We start from the raw sequence: 13,721 nt of genomic DNA, 5'->3' as shown, positions 1-13,721 counted from the left end.
AAAGCCAGTGGAATCAGTGTATAGAAGGGGTTTTCTCGAAATGAAAAATTATTCTGAAAAAATTGAAAAATGAAAACGACACTGGCATTGTCAACCAACCAACAATCTTGAGGAGGCTGGACATGGCCAGGATGCGCGCTGTCGATGCAGCGGTTCTCGTTCTCGAAAAGGAAGGCATTTCCTGCGGCTTCGGCGTGCCGGGCGCGGCGATCAATCCGTTCTATTCGGCGCTGAAGGCGAGGGGCTCGATCCGCCACATCCTGGCGCGGCATGTCGAGGCGGCCTCGCACATGGCCGAAGGTTATACGAGGGCCAAGGCGGGCAATATCGGGCTTTGCATCGGCACATCCGGCCCCGCCGGTACCGACATGATCACCGGGCTTTATTCGGCGGCGGCGGACTCCATCCCGATCCTGTGCATCACCGGTCAGGCGCCGCGGGCACGGCTCAACAAGGAGGATTTCCAGGCGGTCGATATCGCCGCCATAGCCGTACCCGTCGCCAAATGGGCGGTCACGGTCATGGAGCCCTATCTCGTGCCGATGGCGCTGCAGAAGGCGTTTCACCTGATGCGCTCGTCGCGGCCTGGTCCGGTGCTGATCGACCTGCCGGTCGATGTGCAACTGGCCGAGATCGAATTCGATATCGATGCCTACGAGCCGCTTGTCCCGTTCAAGCCGGCAATGTCGCGCGCCCAAGCCGAAAAGGCCTTGGCGATGCTCAATGCCGCGGAAAAGCCGCTGATCGTCGCCGGCGGCGGCATCATCAACGCCGATGCGTCGGATCTGTTGATCGAATTCGCCGAGATAACGGGCGTGCCGGTCATACCGACATTGATGGGCTGGGGCACGATCCCCGACGATCACCGGCTGATGGCCGGCATGTGCGGGCTGCAGACCTCGCACCGATACGGCAATGCGACCATGCTGGAAGCCGACTTCGTCTTCGGCATCGGCAACCGCTGGGCCAACCGCCACACCGGTTCGGTCGATGTCTACACCAAGGGCAAGAAATTCATCCATGTCGACATCGAACCGACCCAGATCGGCCGGGTGTTCGCGCCGGATCTCGGCGTCGTCTCGGACGCCGGTGCGGCACTGAAGATGCTGCTTGACGTCGCCACCGAATGGAAGACGGCAGGAAAGCTGCGCGACTGGTCGGGCTGGGCGAAGGAATGCCAGACCCGCAAGAAGACGATGAAGCGCAAGACGCATTTCGAGCAGGTGCCGCTGAAGCCGCAGCGCGTCTATGAGGAGATGAACAAGGCGTTCGGCCGTGACACCACCTACGTCACCACGATCGGCCTCTCGCAGATCGCCGGGGCGCAGTTCCTGCATGTCTACAAGCCGCGCAACTGGATCAATTGCGGCCAGGCCGGCCCGCTCGGCTGGACGCTGCCGGCAGCGCTCGGCGTGCGCGCCGCCGATCCGGATCGCACCATCGTGGCGCTGTCGGGCGACTACGACTTCCAGTTCATGATCGAGGAACTGGCGGCCGGCGCACAGCACAAACTGCCGTATATCCATGTCGTCGTGAACAATGCCTATCTCGGCCTCATCCGCCAGGCGCAGCGCGGTTTTGCGATGGATTTCGAGGTGAGCCTGGCCTTCGAGAACGTCAACCGCGCCAACGATCCGGAGGCCGGCTACGGCGTCGACCATGTCGCGGTCGCCGAAGCGATGGGCTGCAAGGCGGTTAGGGTGCGCAAACCGGAAGAGTTCGCCGGCGCCTTCAAGGAATCGCAGCGGCTGATGAAGGAATACCAGGTGCCGGTGGTGCTCGAATTCATCCTCGAGCGCGTCACCAACATTTCCATGGGCACGGAAATCGACAAGATCACCGAATTCGAGGACCTTGCCGAAAGCCATGAGGATGCGCCGACGGCTATCGTGTTGCTCGATTAAGCTAGGCGGGAAGAGGGAGAAAAAGAATGCCGCGTTTTTCAGCCAATCTGTCGATGCTCTTTGGCGAGCACGATTTCCTCGACCGTTTCGATGCCGCCGCCCGCGCCGGCTTCAAGGGCGTCGAATATATCGGCCCCTATGATCATGCGCCCGAGATCGTTGCGGCGCGGCTGAAGAAGAACGGCCTGAGCCAGGTGCTGTTCAACCTGCCGGCCGGCGACTGGGGCAAGGGCGAGCGCGGCATCGCGGTGCTACCCGACCGCGTGCCGGAATTCCGGCAAGGCATCGCCAAGGCGATCAGCTATGCCCACGCGCTCGGCTGCGAGCAGGTCAATTGCCTCGCCGGCATCGCGCCGCAGGGTGTCGATCGTTCGGTGCTGGAAAATACCTTTGCCGAAAACCTGGCGTTTGCAGCCGAGAAACTGGAGCAGGCCGGCATCCGGCTTTTGATCGAGCCGATCAACACGCGTGACATCCCGGGCTTCTTCCTGAACTATTCGAACCAGGCGCTGGCGCTGATCGACCGCGTCGGCTCGAAGAACCTGTTCCTGCAATACGACATCTATCACATGCAGATCATGGAGGGGGATCTCGCCCGTACCATCGAGGCCAACCTCGGCCGCATCGCGCATATCCAGCTTGCGGACAATCCCGGCCGTCACGAGCCGGGGACGGGCGAGATCAATTATCCCTTCCTCTACGAGCATATCGACAGGATCGGTTATTCCGGCTGGGTCGGAGCGGAATACAAACCGAAGGCGGGGACGGAGGCTGGGCTGAGGTGGTTTCGGGAGCTTAACGGGCAGGGGAGTGCTGCGGCTTAGCTGTTACCATTGAAGTCGCGTTCCTTCGCGCCCCCCTCTGGCCTGCCGGCCATCTCCCCCACAGGTGGGGAGATCGGACGTCATCCCGGCTTTCGCTCCCCAACATTGCAGGGTGAGCGAGGCGCCGAAACTGCCAATCTCCCCACAAGTGGGGGAGATTGGCCGGCAGGCCAGAGGGGGGCGCGAAGGAACTCAGCCTCAACAAAGGAGACAACAATGGAAACCATCGGCTTCATCGGCCTCGGCATCATGGGCGCGCCGATGGCGGGGCATCTGCTCGATGCCGGCTACACCGTCGTCGCCAGCGACCACCGCTCGAAGCCGCCGGCCGATCTCGTCGCCAAGGGCTTGAGAGGCATCACCGGCCACGCGGCAGTGGCGAAGGCCGCGGATATCATCATCACCATGGTTCCCGACACCCCGCAGGTAGCCGAGGTGCTGTTCGGCGAGAACGGTGTCGCTTCCGGCCTGAGCAAGGGCAAGCTGGTCATCGACATGAGCTCGATCTCGCCGATCGAGACCAAGACCTTTGCCAAAAAGATCAACGATCTCGGCTGCGACTATCTCGACGCGCCGGTGTCGGGCGGCGAGGTCGGCGCAAAGGCGGCGTCGCTGACCATAATGGTTGGCGGCGAGGACAAGGCGTTCGAGCGAGCCAAGCCCGTGTTCGAAAAGATGGGCAAGAACATCACGCTTGTCGGCCCGAACGGCGTCGGCCAGACCACCAAGGTTGCCAACCAGATCGTCGTGGCCCTGACCATCGAGGCGGTCGCCGAGGCGCTGGTCTTTGCCTCAAAAGCCGGCGCCGACCCCGCCAAGGTCCGGCAGGCGCTGATGGGCGGGCTGGCGGCATCGCGCATCCTCGAAGTGCATGGCGAGCGCATGATAAAGCGCGCCTTCGCGCCGGGCTTCCGCATCGAACTGCACCAGAAGGATCTCAATCTGGCGCTGGAAGGCGCCAAGGCACTCGGTGTCTCGCTGCCCAATACGTCGACGACGCAGCAGCTGTTCAACTCATGCTCGGCGAATGGCGGGGCAAAAGAGGATCACTCAGCGCTGGTTCGTGCGCTGGAGCGGATGGCGGGGCATGAAGTGGGTGAATAGCGAATGGTGAATAGTGAATAGTGAATGGTGACGGTAAGAACGCTTTTCCATTCACTATTTCACCATTCACCCTCCAAGGAATTTCCGTGCCGCATAAAGGCTCACCGCCGCCGCATTCGACACGTTGAGCGAGCGGATGGCGCCGGGCATGTCAAGGCGGGCGAGTGTCGTCACCGTCTCGCGCGTCTTCTGGCGCAGGCCCTTGCCCTCGGCGCCGAGCACCAGCGCAATCTTTTCGCCTGAAAAACTCGTTTCGAGCTCCGCTGGCCCATCGGAATCGAGGCCAATGGTCTGGAAGCCGGCTTCGTGCAGCTGTTCCAGCGCATCTGCCAGGTTCTTCACCTCAATCTGATCGATGTGTTCCAGCGCGCCGGAGGCGGATTTGGCCAGCACGCCGGATTCCTGCGGGCTGTGGCGCGCGGTGGTGATCAGCGCGCCGGCGCCGAAGGCGACCGATGAGCGCAGGATGGCGCCCACATTGTGCGGGTCGGTCACCTGGTCGAGCACCAGCACCAGTTTGGTATCGCCGAGCGCGTCGAGGCGTTTTGGCTTCAACGGCTCTGCCTCGATCAGCACGCCCTGGTGGACGGCATCCGAGCCGGTGATCTTGTCGATCTCCTTGGGCTCGACGAGTTCGGCCTTGAACGGCAGAGCGGCGAGATCGGCGATCGCCAGCCGCTCGGCGGCGTTGCGCGTCACCAGCATCTTTTTGATCCGCCGGCGCGGATTGTCGAGCGCCGCTCGCACCGTGTGCAGGCCATAGAGCCTGACAAGCCCGTCGGCGGCGTTTTCGCCCGGCGGCACCGGCTGGCGCGGCCGGAAGGCGGGCGCGCCGCCGGCCTTCTCGTCGCGGTGGGCGCGGCGCAGCTTGGCGTAATGGGTGTCTTTGGCGGTCTTGGGCGTGTTGTCATTGCTCATGGCCGGCTTCTATAGCCGCGTCGTCGGGCTGTGGATACGGGCAGAAAGCCGGCTTGCCGGGCAGGCTGTCAAATTCAGCGCATTTTGCCTTGGGGTGCGGTTGACACCCACTGGCCTTGCCGCCATAAGGCGCTTCGCTGATTTCGGACAAAACCCTGGTTTCGACCTGATCGGCGAGAATGCCTCGTTGCAAGGCTTCGACGGCAGGCTGGAGAGGTGCCCGAGTGGTTAAAGGGGACGGACTGTAAATCCGTTAGCTTAGCTTACGTTGGTTCGAATCCAACCCTCTCCACCACTGCCAGCCCGCGAACCTTGAGGACGATGCGGGTATAGCTCAGTGGTAGAGCAGCAGCCTTCCAAGCTGAATATGCGGGTTCGATTCCCGCTACCCGCTCCAACTTCCCCCATCAAATCTGAGCGAATACGTCCAAGACGTTGCCGTGGGTGATTTTCCGGTTTCCGTCTACACGCCGGTCGATGCAGCGACCGCCGACCGGTTCATGGCTGTGGTGAAGGCGACGCCCGACAACCGCAGAGCGGCGTCGGGCGCGTTTCGGTCCGATGCAGAAGCAGGCGGTGTACCCTAGTTGTTAAACGCCGAAGCAACCTGGTGTTGCTGCGGCACCTGTCCGTTCGGCGTCAGTCTGTCGACAATGCCGGGCAGGGCTGTGGACAATTGCTTGAGCAACTCCTGCTCGTCCAGTCCGGTCCTTTGCGCGATCTCTCGAATGACCTGCGGGCCGATCGCCTTGCCCAGATCATTGGCGTTGATCGGCTGGTTCTGCCCGGTGCCGACCCATGAGTCAGCAACATTGCCTTGGCCGGCATTCTTGAGCTTGTCGAGCAGTCCGCCCAGTCCGCCAAGCAGGCCGCCGTCGCCTGAGGCCGTGGTTCCGGTGGGGGCTGGCGTTTGAGGCTGGGCGGGCTCGCCCGTCTCTTCGGCACTCGTCTGTTCGGCGCTTCTGCCGCTCAGCATCTTTCCCACCAGCAGCGCGCCGAGCGCGATCATCAGCGGTTTGGTGATGTTGCCGCCGGGCACGGCGTTGTCAAAAAGTCCCATAGGTCAATCCTCCATAACGACCAAGCCCGTCCCGCCGGCTACAATGGACCATGCGGGCGGAATTTCAAGTTGGCTTGAGCTTTTGACAATCATGTGACCATGATCGGCGGGCGGGGAATGGAGAGGAAAAATGGGCATTATCAGCTGGATCATCCTCGGCGTCATCGCCGGCTTTATCGGCAGCAAGATCGTCAACAAGACCGGCCAGGGCCTGATCATGGATATCGTGCTCGGCATTGTCGGCGCCATCGTCGGAGGGCTGATCTTCAGCGCCTTTGGCGCCACGGGTGTGACCGGCCTCAACATCTGGAGCCTGATCGTCGCCATCATCGGCGCGGTGGTCGTGCTGTGGGCCTATCACCAGTTCTCCGGCAAGCGAACGCTTTAGGCGCCAGTCTGCCGACTGGCCGACCGCAGGTCGGCCAAACCTGCTTCGATGCGTTGACTTGAAGGTCAGGCGACGACGGTCAGCCTGCGCTTGCGTTCATCAAGCGAGACGATGGTCAGCCCGCTCGCGACCACCAGCAGGATGCCGCAGACCGCCAGGGCATTCGGGAACTGGCCGAACACCAGAACGCCTGAGATGACCGCCCAGACGGTGAAGCAGTAGTAGAACGGCGCCACCACGCCGGTCGGACCGACGCGATAGGCCATGAAGATGAAGAAATGGCCGAAGATCAGGAAGAATCCGGCGCCGGCCATGAGCAGCAGGTGCCGGGCTTCCGGCATGACCCAGCGCTCGGAAACGAGATGCGCGGCGCCCGCGCCGATCAGCACCACCACAACGGCGGAAATGGCGACGATCATGCCCGGCACCTCGGCCGCGACCCGCCTGCCGGCAAGATCGCGCGCCGCCGCCAATGCCGCGTTGCCGAGCGCCAGCAACGCATAGACCGAGATGCCCTGCATGGTCGGCTGGGCCACCATAAGCGCACCGATGAAGCCGAGCCCGATCAGCGCCATGCGCACGCCGCCGATCCGTTCGCCGAACAGGATGGAGGAGCCGACCAGCATCAAAAGCGGGGTGATCTGCCCGAGCGCGGTCGAATCGGCGATCTGCATGTTGGCCAGCGCCACGACGTAGCAAAGGATGGCCGCCAGCTCGAGCAGGTTGCGGCGCAGCACGCGTTTGTCGAAGATCAATGGAATCTGCCTGCCATAGCCCAGCAGGAACAGCAGCGGCATGCCCCATAGCGTGGCCGCGACCCCGCGCAGGAACAGCACTTCATAGGACGGCAAGCCCGCGGTCGCGAGTTTCATCATCGTGTCGTTGACGAGGTACGACCCCGTCGAAACGATCATGAACAGCGGGCCGCGTATGGAGGTCGGTATGAATTGCATGGGGCAACCAAATCAGACCGCCGCCGTAGCGGCAATGGGCCAGGCGCCGGCTGCACATCCGGCAGGCAAAGGCCAGGACATGGGCGGGACAGGACATGGGCGGGAATAGCAAACAGGTGCTGGAGCCCGCAGCCCCCATTTCATTTCCGCTCGCGCGTTCCTATATCAGCGCCACATCCCGCAATCGGATCATCGGTTGAGACCGAGTGGACAGCGCACCCGGCCACAAGGCACTTGTGTTTTTCGGCCGTAGTCGCTAATCGCCCCGCATTCGACTGAACTGAAGGTCAAGGCCGTCCAAGGAAAGAGACTATGGCAAAAGGTAAATTCGAGCGTAACAAGCCTCATGTGAACATTGGCACGATTGGCCATGTCGATCATGGCAAGACGTCGCTGACGGCGGCGATCACGAAGTATTTTGGCGAGTACAAGCGCTACGACCAGATCGATGCGGCGCCCGAAGAGAAGGCCCGCGGCATCACGATTTCGACGGCGCACGTCGAATACGAGACGGCAGCGCGCCACTACGCCCATGTCGACTGCCCCGGCCACGCCGACTATGTGAAGAACATGATCACGGGCGCTGCGCAGATGGACGGCGCGATCCTGGTCGTGTCGGCCGCCGACGGCCCGATGCCGCAGACCCGCGAGCACATCCTGCTTGCCCGTCAGGTCGGCGTGCCGTCGATCGTGGTGTTCCTGAACAAGGTCGACCAGGTCGACGATGCCGAGCTGCTCGAACTGGTCGAGCTCGAGGTTCGCGAGCTTCTGTCGAAGAACGAGTTCCCCGGCGACGATATTCCGATCGTCAAGGGTTCGGCGCTGGCTGCTCTGGAAGATTCCAACAAGACCATCGGCGAAGATGCGATCCGCGAGTTGATGGCTGCGGTCGATGCTTACATCCCGACGCCGGTTCGTCCGCTGGACAAGCCGTTCCTGATGCCGATCGAAGACGTGTTCTCGATCTCGGGCCGTGGCACGGTCGTGACCGGCCGCGTCGAGCGCGGCATCGTCAAGGTCGGCGAGGAACTGGAAATCATCGGCATCCGTCCGACGACCAAGACGACCTGCACGGGCGTCGAGATGTTCCGCAAGCTGCTCGATCAGGGCCAGGCCGGCGACAACATCGGCGCGCTGCTGCGCGGCGTTGATCGTGAAGGTGTCGAGCGCGGCCAGGTTCTGGCCAAGCCCGGTACGGTGAAGCCGCACAAGAAGTTCGTGGCCGAAGCCTACATCCTGACCAAGGACGAAGGTGGCCGTCACACGCCGTTCTTCACCAACTACCGTCCGCAGTTCTACTTCCGCACGACCGACGTGACCGGCATCGTGTCGCTGCCGGAAGGCACGGAAATGGTTATGCCCGGCGACAACATCACCGTCGATGTCGAGCTGATCGTGCCGATCGCCATGGAAGAGAAGCTGCGCTTCGCCATCCGTGAAGGCGGCCGCACCGTCGGTGCCGGCATCGTCGTCACCATCAAAGAGTAATCGAGCCCGGCATCGCCGGATCGAAACGGATAGGGGCGGCCCTCGGGCCGCCCTTTTTCGTTGGCCAGATGTGCCTGTTTTGGGGTCCCAATCTCTGTTGCAAGTCTGTGAGCCTCTACAGTATAGATTGATTGAGGGCTTGGTCGGATGGTTCCACAGCACCGTTTGCATAGTCGGTCATGGTGGGCACTGGGGCTGATCTGCCTGGTGTCGATGTTTGCCATGGGCACTGCCGCCTTGGCGGCCGAGACAAAAAATTCAGAGCCGGATCCGGATCCGCCGATGCGGTTCGTCGTCGTGCGCAGCGACGCGGCGGGCTGTGAGCCGAGCTGTCCGGAATGGATATCGGCCGAGGGTGCGATATCGGCCAAGTCGCCGGCGCTGCTCAAGGCTGCCCTGAAAACGCTCGGCGGCCGCAAATTGCCGATCGTCATCAACTCTCCCGGCGGCGATGTCGATGCAGCCATCGCCATGGGCCGGATGATACGCAAGAACAAGCTCGACATCGCGGTCGGCAGGACCTGGTTCGTCGGCTGCGAGCCAGGGGTGAAAAACTGCAAGGAGAACGACGCCAGAGGCGCGCACTATATCGGCAGCCCCTATGTGCTCGGCAGCTATTGCGCATCCGCTTGTCCAATGATGCTGGCCGGCGGCACCAGGCGCCTGGTCGGGCCGCTGGCCTATCTCGGCGTCCACCAGATCACCACCACGATCGTGCAGATGAACGTGCAATATCAGGTCCGCTACCGGATCGTGAAAGGCAAGAAGCGGGTCATCAGCAAGAAGGTCGTCAGCCGCAAGAACACCGGCAGCTACAAGACCTACGAGATGAGCAAGGGGGTGGAGCGCAAGCTGTCCGCCTATTTCAAGGAGATGGGTGTCGACCTCAGCATCATCGAGACGATGAAGAGCACGCCGGCCAGCGACATCCAGCAGATCGACCTCAGCGACATGCTGACAATGAAGCTGGTCACCAGCGACGACGCTGCAGATTTGCTGACCAGCGCAAGCCTGTGCAGGCTGAACCTTCCGGCTCCGAATTGCCGGGAAATACCGGCGAACAAGCCAGCCGGCGGCCTGCCGGACGTGGCAAAGGCTGCGCCGCTGCCGCTGAAGCCGGAGAGCGCGCCGCACGATGACGGCATGCGCTTTGTCGTGGTTCGTGGCAGCAACCCGCTCTGCAATCCCGACTGCCCGGAATGGATTGCAGCGCAAGGCGCGATTACGCCCCAGACGCCGCAGAAACTCAGCCAATTGCTCGCCACGCTTGGCAACCGGCGGCTGCCGGTGGTGATCAGCTCGCGAGGCGGCGACCTCTCCGGCGCCCTGGCGGCGGGCCGGATCATCCATGAAAAGAAGCTCGACGTTGCCGTTGCCCGCACCGATTTCGTCGGCTGCGACCCGGCAGAGTGGAATTGCCTGGCCAGGGAAGGCGCCTATGCCGGGCTGAGCGTCGATGGCGACGGCGACTGCGATTCGGCCTGCGCGCTCATGATGGCCGGTGGCGCCAGGCGGCTTGTCGGTTCCCAGGCGCGGCTCAGCCTCTATCTGATGGGGCAGAAGCAGGCGGTCAAATCCTACCTCGACGAGATGGCGATCAGCCCCGCTTTGTTCCGGGCGCTCCAGGGCAGTTCGGTCGAGCGTCAGCTCGAACCCGACATGATGCTGGAGGTCGGCCTGACGACCGGGCGCCAGTCGGTGGATGCGCTGACGGGGTCCAGCATCTGCAGATCGGCGCCGAAACCTGAGAATTGCCGCGTGGTGCCGTCGTCCAATGGCTGATCGTGCCTATCGCATGAAAGAGACGCCTTGCTTCGCGTTCCGTGAAGGGCCCCGCACCGTCGCTGCCGGCATCGTCGTCACCATCGAGAAATAGTCGAACTGATATCAGCCGGATCGACCAGGAGAGGGCGGTCTTTGGGGCTGCCTTTTTGTTTCCGGCGTTGCGCGGCACAAGTATTGCACGGTTGGTCAAAGCTATTGCAAGCACCGTCGCCGCAACTATTATGGATTGCATTGAGGGGTTTGCCGGGCGTGGTTTGGGGACACCGTTCAGACAATGCTGCAAGGTGGCGGCGCGGGCTGGTTCGGCTGGCGACGGTGGCCGCGATGGCGATGGCTGCCTTCGCCGCGAAGGCCGAGGATGCCGCCCCCCGGACATGGCAGACATTGCTCCCTCTGCAGGGAGTGCCCTATCCGACGAATGATCCGACGATATGGTCCGAGGATCGCTCGGAGATGAAGTTTGTCGTCGCGCGCAGCAACGCACCGGGCTGCGAGCCCAATTGTCCGGAGTGGATCTCCGCCGAAGGCGACATCGCAGCCGGCACGCCAGCCCTGCTCAAGCGCACCTTGAAGAAGCTAGGCGGTCGCAAACTGCCGATTATCGTCAATTCCTTTGGCGGCAACGTCAATGCAGCGCTCGAACTTGGCCGGATAATCCGCAAGAACAAGCTCGATATCGCCGTAGGCAAGACCGAGTTTTCCGACTGTTGGCCCGGGACGGATGGTTGTGGTTTTAGTTACGGCAAAGGTTCCGCCTATCTCGGCCGGGCGTCTGATGGCGCCAGCTGCAACTCCGCCTGTCCGCTGATGTTTGCCGGTGGCGTCCGCCGCGTGGCCGGCGGCTGGAACTATCTGGGTGTTCACCAGATCACGACCACCTGGTTCCCCTCCACCACGCACTACCGGACCACATATCGCGTCAAACGGGGCAAAAAATATCGGGTCACCACGCAAACGGTCACTCAAGGTGAAAGCTACAAGACCTATGAGATGAGCAAGGGGTACGCGAGAAAGATCTCGGCCTATCTCCGAGAGATGGGTATCGGGCAGGGCGTGCTGGACTTGATGAAGGCGACGCCGGCGAGCGACATCAGGCAGATCGGCCTCCACGATATGCTGACGATGAAACTGGCGACCAGCACGGACACTCTGGACCTGTTTACCAGAGCAAGTCTGTGCATGTTCGACCCGCCGGCTCCGAACTGCCGGGAAATACCGGGAAACAAGCCAGCCGGCGGACAAACGCCCGTGGCCAAGCCGGCCGTGGTGGCTGCGATCAAGGCAAAGACCGGCCCCCCACTTTCTCAGGCGGCCAAGGCTCCAGCTCCCAAGCCGTTGCAGGCAGCGCCAGGGAATTCGACGCCAGATATGCGCTTCGTTGTCGTTCGCGGCAGAGACTCGCTCTGCAATCCCGATAGCCCGGAATGGATCTCGGCGGAAGGCGCGATGACGCCTCAGACCCCGCAAAAGTTGCGCCAGTTGCTCGACACCCTTGGCAACCGGCGGCTGCCGGTGGTGATCAGCTCACAGGGGGGCAGCCTGTTCAGCGCTCTGGCCGCGGGAAGGCTTATCCATGAACGGAAGCTCGACGTCGCCGTCGCTCGCACCACTATCGTCGGCTGCGACCCGCCCGAGGCAGGCTGCTTGGCCGATAACGGTGCCTATGTCGGGCTGATTAGCGATTTTGGAGTGGAGTGCGATTCGGCCTGCGCGCTCATGCTTGCCGCCGGCGCCAAAAGGCTGGTCGATCCCAAGGCGAGGCTCAGCATGTCCTCGAGGGGACAGACGCAGTTGGTTAAAGCCTACCTGGAGGAGATGGAGATGGACCCAGCTCTGTTCGCCGCGATAGGCTCGGTCGAGCGTCAGCTCGAGCCCGACATGATGCTCAAAGTCGGGCTGACAACCGGGCCGGAGTCGGTGGAGGCGCTAACTGGCCCCGCTATTTGCAAAACCTCACCCAAGCCCGACAACTGTTTGCTTCCGCCGACAGCCAAGGCCGAGTCGCCCGCCAAACTGTAGGCATCGCAGAAACTGGCCATCGAGGCAGGTTGAGCCATGCCCGATTTCTCCGCTATCGTCGTGGCAGGCGTCGCCCGGGGGAGGATCGAGAATGAGCCAGGATATCCCGACACTCTACGAATGGGCCGGCGGCATCGAAGCCCTCAATCGGCTGACGGAAACCTTTTACGACATGGTGTCCCGCGACCCGGTGGTCGGCCCAATGTTCAAACACATGTCGCCGGATCATCCCGCGCATGTCGCGGCCTTTATCGGCGAGGTTTTTGGCGGGCCGAAGACCTACAGCGAGAAATTTGGCGGTCACCGCGAGATGGTCATGCATCATCTCGGCAAGCATTTGACGGAGGAACAGCGCCGCCGCTGGATCAGCCTGCTTGCCGATGCCGCCGATGCGGTCGGGTTGCCGGACGATCCCGAATTCCGCTCCGCCTTCATCGGCTATGTCGAATGGGGATCGCGGCTGGCCAAGATGAACTCTGCCCTCGGCGAGACCTGCGACCCGCAGACCGAACCGATGCCGGCCTGGGGCTGGGGCGTGCCGGGCGGGCCGTACAAGCCGCCGGCCGGGGGCTGAGCGCCGGCATGCGGCTTCAGGCAGGCGAAAATCGAGATAGGCAGGGACGGGCTGGTCATCACCTATCCGGATTTCCGGCAAAGGATCTGAAAGCGCGTCAGACAACTCTTTACAGCGCGCCCGGAAGCTTTTAGGAAGCGCCTGCGCTGAAACGCGCGTACGGGCATAGCTCAGTTGGTAGAGCGGCGGTCTCCAAAACCGCAGGTCGTAGGTTCGAGCCCTGCTGCCCGTGCCATTTTCCTCGTTGGAATCCGGCATTTTAGAAACGCCTTGTTTTGGCTCCTCGTTTGGTTGGGCTGAAGCGGCGTACTCGACGAGCGACGTTCCGAAGGCATGCGCAGAGCGAGAGCGCTGATGCGCGATGCCGAAGTCGGCGTATTTCCACGAACCGATTTCCTTGATTCAACTGCCATTGGCGAGCCAATTGCCATTTGCGTTCACAATTCAGAATAGGCCTATTTTGCTGCCGCCAGCTGCTTTTCAGCGGCTGCGAATTATTGGAAGCGGGATGCTGGCCTGGCTTCTGGAATTTTCTGAACAGGGCTCTTGAACCGGTTTTCAGCCCTTCCTAATTCGTTTCCCGCCGAGGCCGATTGGCTTGACAAAAGGCGGCGCTGCTGGGCGGCGCCCTTGTACCCATGTTGCTTCAAGGAGGATGTGGCTATGAGAACCTTTGATACTCTCTATCGCAGCACCGTCGGTTT

General features: G+C 62.2%; 13 protein-coding genes and 3 tRNA genes. 13 read left to right on the top strand and 3 right to left on the bottom strand.

Annotation, left to right across the window (positions count from 1 at the left end):
- The first annotated feature begins 122 nt into the window (after window positions 1-122).
- Genes gcl through NKJ78_RS18630 form a run of 3 tightly spaced genes read left to right on the top strand, consistent with a single transcriptional unit; the run spans window position 123 to window position 3,832 of the window.
- On the top strand, window positions 123-1,904 hold the full coding sequence (gene gcl / locus NKJ78_RS18640; protein WP_352459029.1) for a glyoxylate carboligase: 1,782 nt from the start codon (window positions 123-125) through the stop codon (window positions 1,902-1,904).
- 26 nt (window positions 1,905-1,930) lie between these two features.
- Window positions 1,931-2,728 (top strand): hydroxypyruvate isomerase, encoded by a 798-nt coding sequence (gene hyi / locus NKJ78_RS18635; protein ID WP_352459028.1) that lies wholly within the window; start codon window positions 1,931-1,933, stop codon window positions 2,726-2,728.
- A gap of 9 nt (window positions 2,729-2,737) precedes the next feature.
- Window positions 2,738-3,832: a 2-hydroxy-3-oxopropionate reductase gene (locus NKJ78_RS18630; RefSeq protein ID WP_352459027.1), complete on the top strand. Its 1,095-nt coding sequence runs from the start codon at window positions 2,738-2,740 to the stop codon at window positions 3,830-3,832.
- A gap of 66 nt (window positions 3,833-3,898) precedes the next feature.
- On the opposite strand, the gene rlmB is transcribed toward NKJ78_RS18630, so the two are convergent.
- Complete coding sequence (gene rlmB / locus NKJ78_RS18625; protein WP_352562604.1) at window positions 3,899-4,750, bottom strand: 23S rRNA (guanosine(2251)-2'-O)-methyltransferase RlmB; 852 nt, start codon at window positions 4,748-4,750, stop codon at window positions 3,899-3,901.
- Between rlmB and NKJ78_RS18620 the strand changes: the two genes are divergently transcribed.
- From NKJ78_RS18620 to NKJ78_RS18605, 4 genes are all read left to right on the top strand, one after another.
- Window positions 4,749-4,982 carry a hypothetical protein gene (locus NKJ78_RS18620; RefSeq protein WP_023738907.1) on the top strand — a complete coding sequence of 78 codons (234 nt, stop codon included), beginning with the start codon at window positions 4,749-4,751 and terminating at the stop codon, window positions 4,980-4,982. The two genes, rlmB and NKJ78_RS18620, sit on opposite strands and share 2 nt — an antisense overlap.
- A tRNA-Tyr gene (locus NKJ78_RS18615) sits at window positions 4,961-5,045 on the top strand. Before NKJ78_RS18620 ends, NKJ78_RS18615 begins: the two co-directional genes overlap by 22 nt.
- A 28-nt stretch (window positions 5,046-5,073) precedes the next feature.
- A tRNA-Gly gene (locus tag NKJ78_RS18610) sits at window positions 5,074-5,147 on the top strand.
- Between the two features lie 43 nt (window positions 5,148-5,190).
- Window positions 5,191-5,337: a hypothetical protein gene (locus tag NKJ78_RS18605; RefSeq protein ID WP_023738906.1), complete on the top strand. Its 147-nt coding sequence runs from the start codon at window positions 5,191-5,193 to the stop codon at window positions 5,335-5,337.
- Here NKJ78_RS18605 and NKJ78_RS18600 read toward each other — a convergent pair.
- Entirely contained in the window at window positions 5,334-5,810 is a 477-nt protein-coding gene (locus NKJ78_RS18600) for a YidB family protein (RefSeq protein ID WP_352459026.1), read from the bottom strand. The genes NKJ78_RS18605 and NKJ78_RS18600 overlap by 4 nt on opposite strands.
- Window positions 5,811-5,940: 130 nt before the next feature.
- Between NKJ78_RS18600 and NKJ78_RS18595 the strand changes: the two genes are divergently transcribed.
- Window positions 5,941-6,198 carry a GlsB/YeaQ/YmgE family stress response membrane protein gene (locus NKJ78_RS18595; protein ID WP_023688411.1) on the top strand — a complete coding sequence of 86 codons (258 nt, stop codon included), beginning with the start codon at window positions 5,941-5,943 and terminating at the stop codon, window positions 6,196-6,198.
- Between the two features lie 65 nt (window positions 6,199-6,263).
- Here NKJ78_RS18595 and NKJ78_RS18590 read toward each other — a convergent pair whose 3' ends face one another.
- Window positions 6,264-7,151: a DMT family transporter gene (locus NKJ78_RS18590; protein ID WP_023681464.1), complete on the bottom strand. Its 888-nt coding sequence runs from the start codon at window positions 7,149-7,151 to the stop codon at window positions 6,264-6,266.
- Window positions 7,152-7,463: 312 nt separating this feature from the next.
- Between NKJ78_RS18590 and tuf the strand changes: the two genes are divergently transcribed.
- From tuf to NKJ78_RS18565, 5 genes are all read left to right on the top strand, one after another.
- Window positions 7,464-8,639, top strand: coding sequence for an elongation factor Tu (gene tuf / locus NKJ78_RS18585; RefSeq protein ID WP_023723394.1), 1,176 nt, complete (start codon window positions 7,464-7,466; stop codon window positions 8,637-8,639).
- A 147-nt stretch (window positions 8,640-8,786) separates the two neighbouring features.
- Window positions 8,787-10,421, top strand: a complete 1,635-nt coding sequence (locus NKJ78_RS18580) for a COG3904 family protein (RefSeq protein WP_352562603.1) — start codon at window positions 8,787-8,789, stop codon at window positions 10,419-10,421.
- 327 nt (window positions 10,422-10,748) lie between these two features.
- On the top strand, window positions 10,749-12,443 hold the full coding sequence (locus NKJ78_RS18575; protein WP_348528054.1) for a COG3904 family protein: 1,695 nt from the start codon (window positions 10,749-10,751) through the stop codon (window positions 12,441-12,443).
- Window positions 12,444-12,534: 91 nt separating this feature from the next.
- Window positions 12,535-13,017 carry a group II truncated hemoglobin gene (locus NKJ78_RS18570; protein WP_023707182.1) on the top strand — a complete coding sequence of 161 codons (483 nt, stop codon included), beginning with the start codon at window positions 12,535-12,537 and terminating at the stop codon, window positions 13,015-13,017.
- Window positions 13,018-13,176: 159 nt separating this feature from the next.
- Window positions 13,177-13,252, top strand: a tRNA-Trp gene (locus NKJ78_RS18565).
- The last annotated feature ends 469 nt before the right edge of the window (window positions 13,253-13,721 follow it).

The organism is Mesorhizobium sp. M0037 (assembly GCF_040323635.1).
Taxonomy (GTDB): Bacteria; Pseudomonadota; Alphaproteobacteria; order Rhizobiales; family Rhizobiaceae; genus Mesorhizobium.
Note: the sequence above shows the minus strand (reverse complement) of the source record. Positions and strands in the feature narration are given on the sequence as shown.

Coding starts and splice junctions, on each gene's coding strand:
- gcl (WP_352459029.1), top strand. CDS start 123: ATGGCCAGGATGCGCGCTGTCGATGCAGCGGTTCTCGTTCTCGAAAAG.
- hyi (WP_352459028.1), top strand. CDS start 1,931: ATGCCGCGTTTTTCAGCCAATCTGTCGATGCTCTTTGGCGAGCACGAT.
- NKJ78_RS18620 (WP_023738907.1), top strand. CDS start 4,749: ATGGCCGGCTTCTATAGCCGCGTCGTCGGGCTGTGGATACGGGCAGAA.
- rlmB (WP_352562604.1), bottom strand. CDS start 4,750: ATGAGCAATGACAACACGCCCAAGACCGCCAAAGACACCCATTACGCC.
- NKJ78_RS18600 (WP_352459026.1), bottom strand. CDS start 5,810: ATGGGACTTTTTGACAACGCCGTGCCCGGCGGCAACATCACCAAACCG.
- NKJ78_RS18595 (WP_023688411.1), top strand. CDS start 5,941: ATGGGCATTATCAGCTGGATCATCCTCGGCGTCATCGCCGGCTTTATC.
- NKJ78_RS18590 (WP_023681464.1), bottom strand. CDS start 7,151: ATGCAATTCATACCGACCTCCATACGCGGCCCGCTGTTCATGATCGTT.
- tuf (WP_023723394.1), top strand. CDS start 7,464: ATGGCAAAAGGTAAATTCGAGCGTAACAAGCCTCATGTGAACATTGGC.
- NKJ78_RS18580 (WP_352562603.1), top strand. CDS start 8,787: ATGGTTCCACAGCACCGTTTGCATAGTCGGTCATGGTGGGCACTGGGG.
- NKJ78_RS18575 (WP_348528054.1), top strand. CDS start 10,749: ATGGCGATGGCTGCCTTCGCCGCGAAGGCCGAGGATGCCGCCCCCCGG.
- NKJ78_RS18570 (WP_023707182.1), top strand. CDS start 12,535: ATGAGCCAGGATATCCCGACACTCTACGAATGGGCCGGCGGCATCGAA.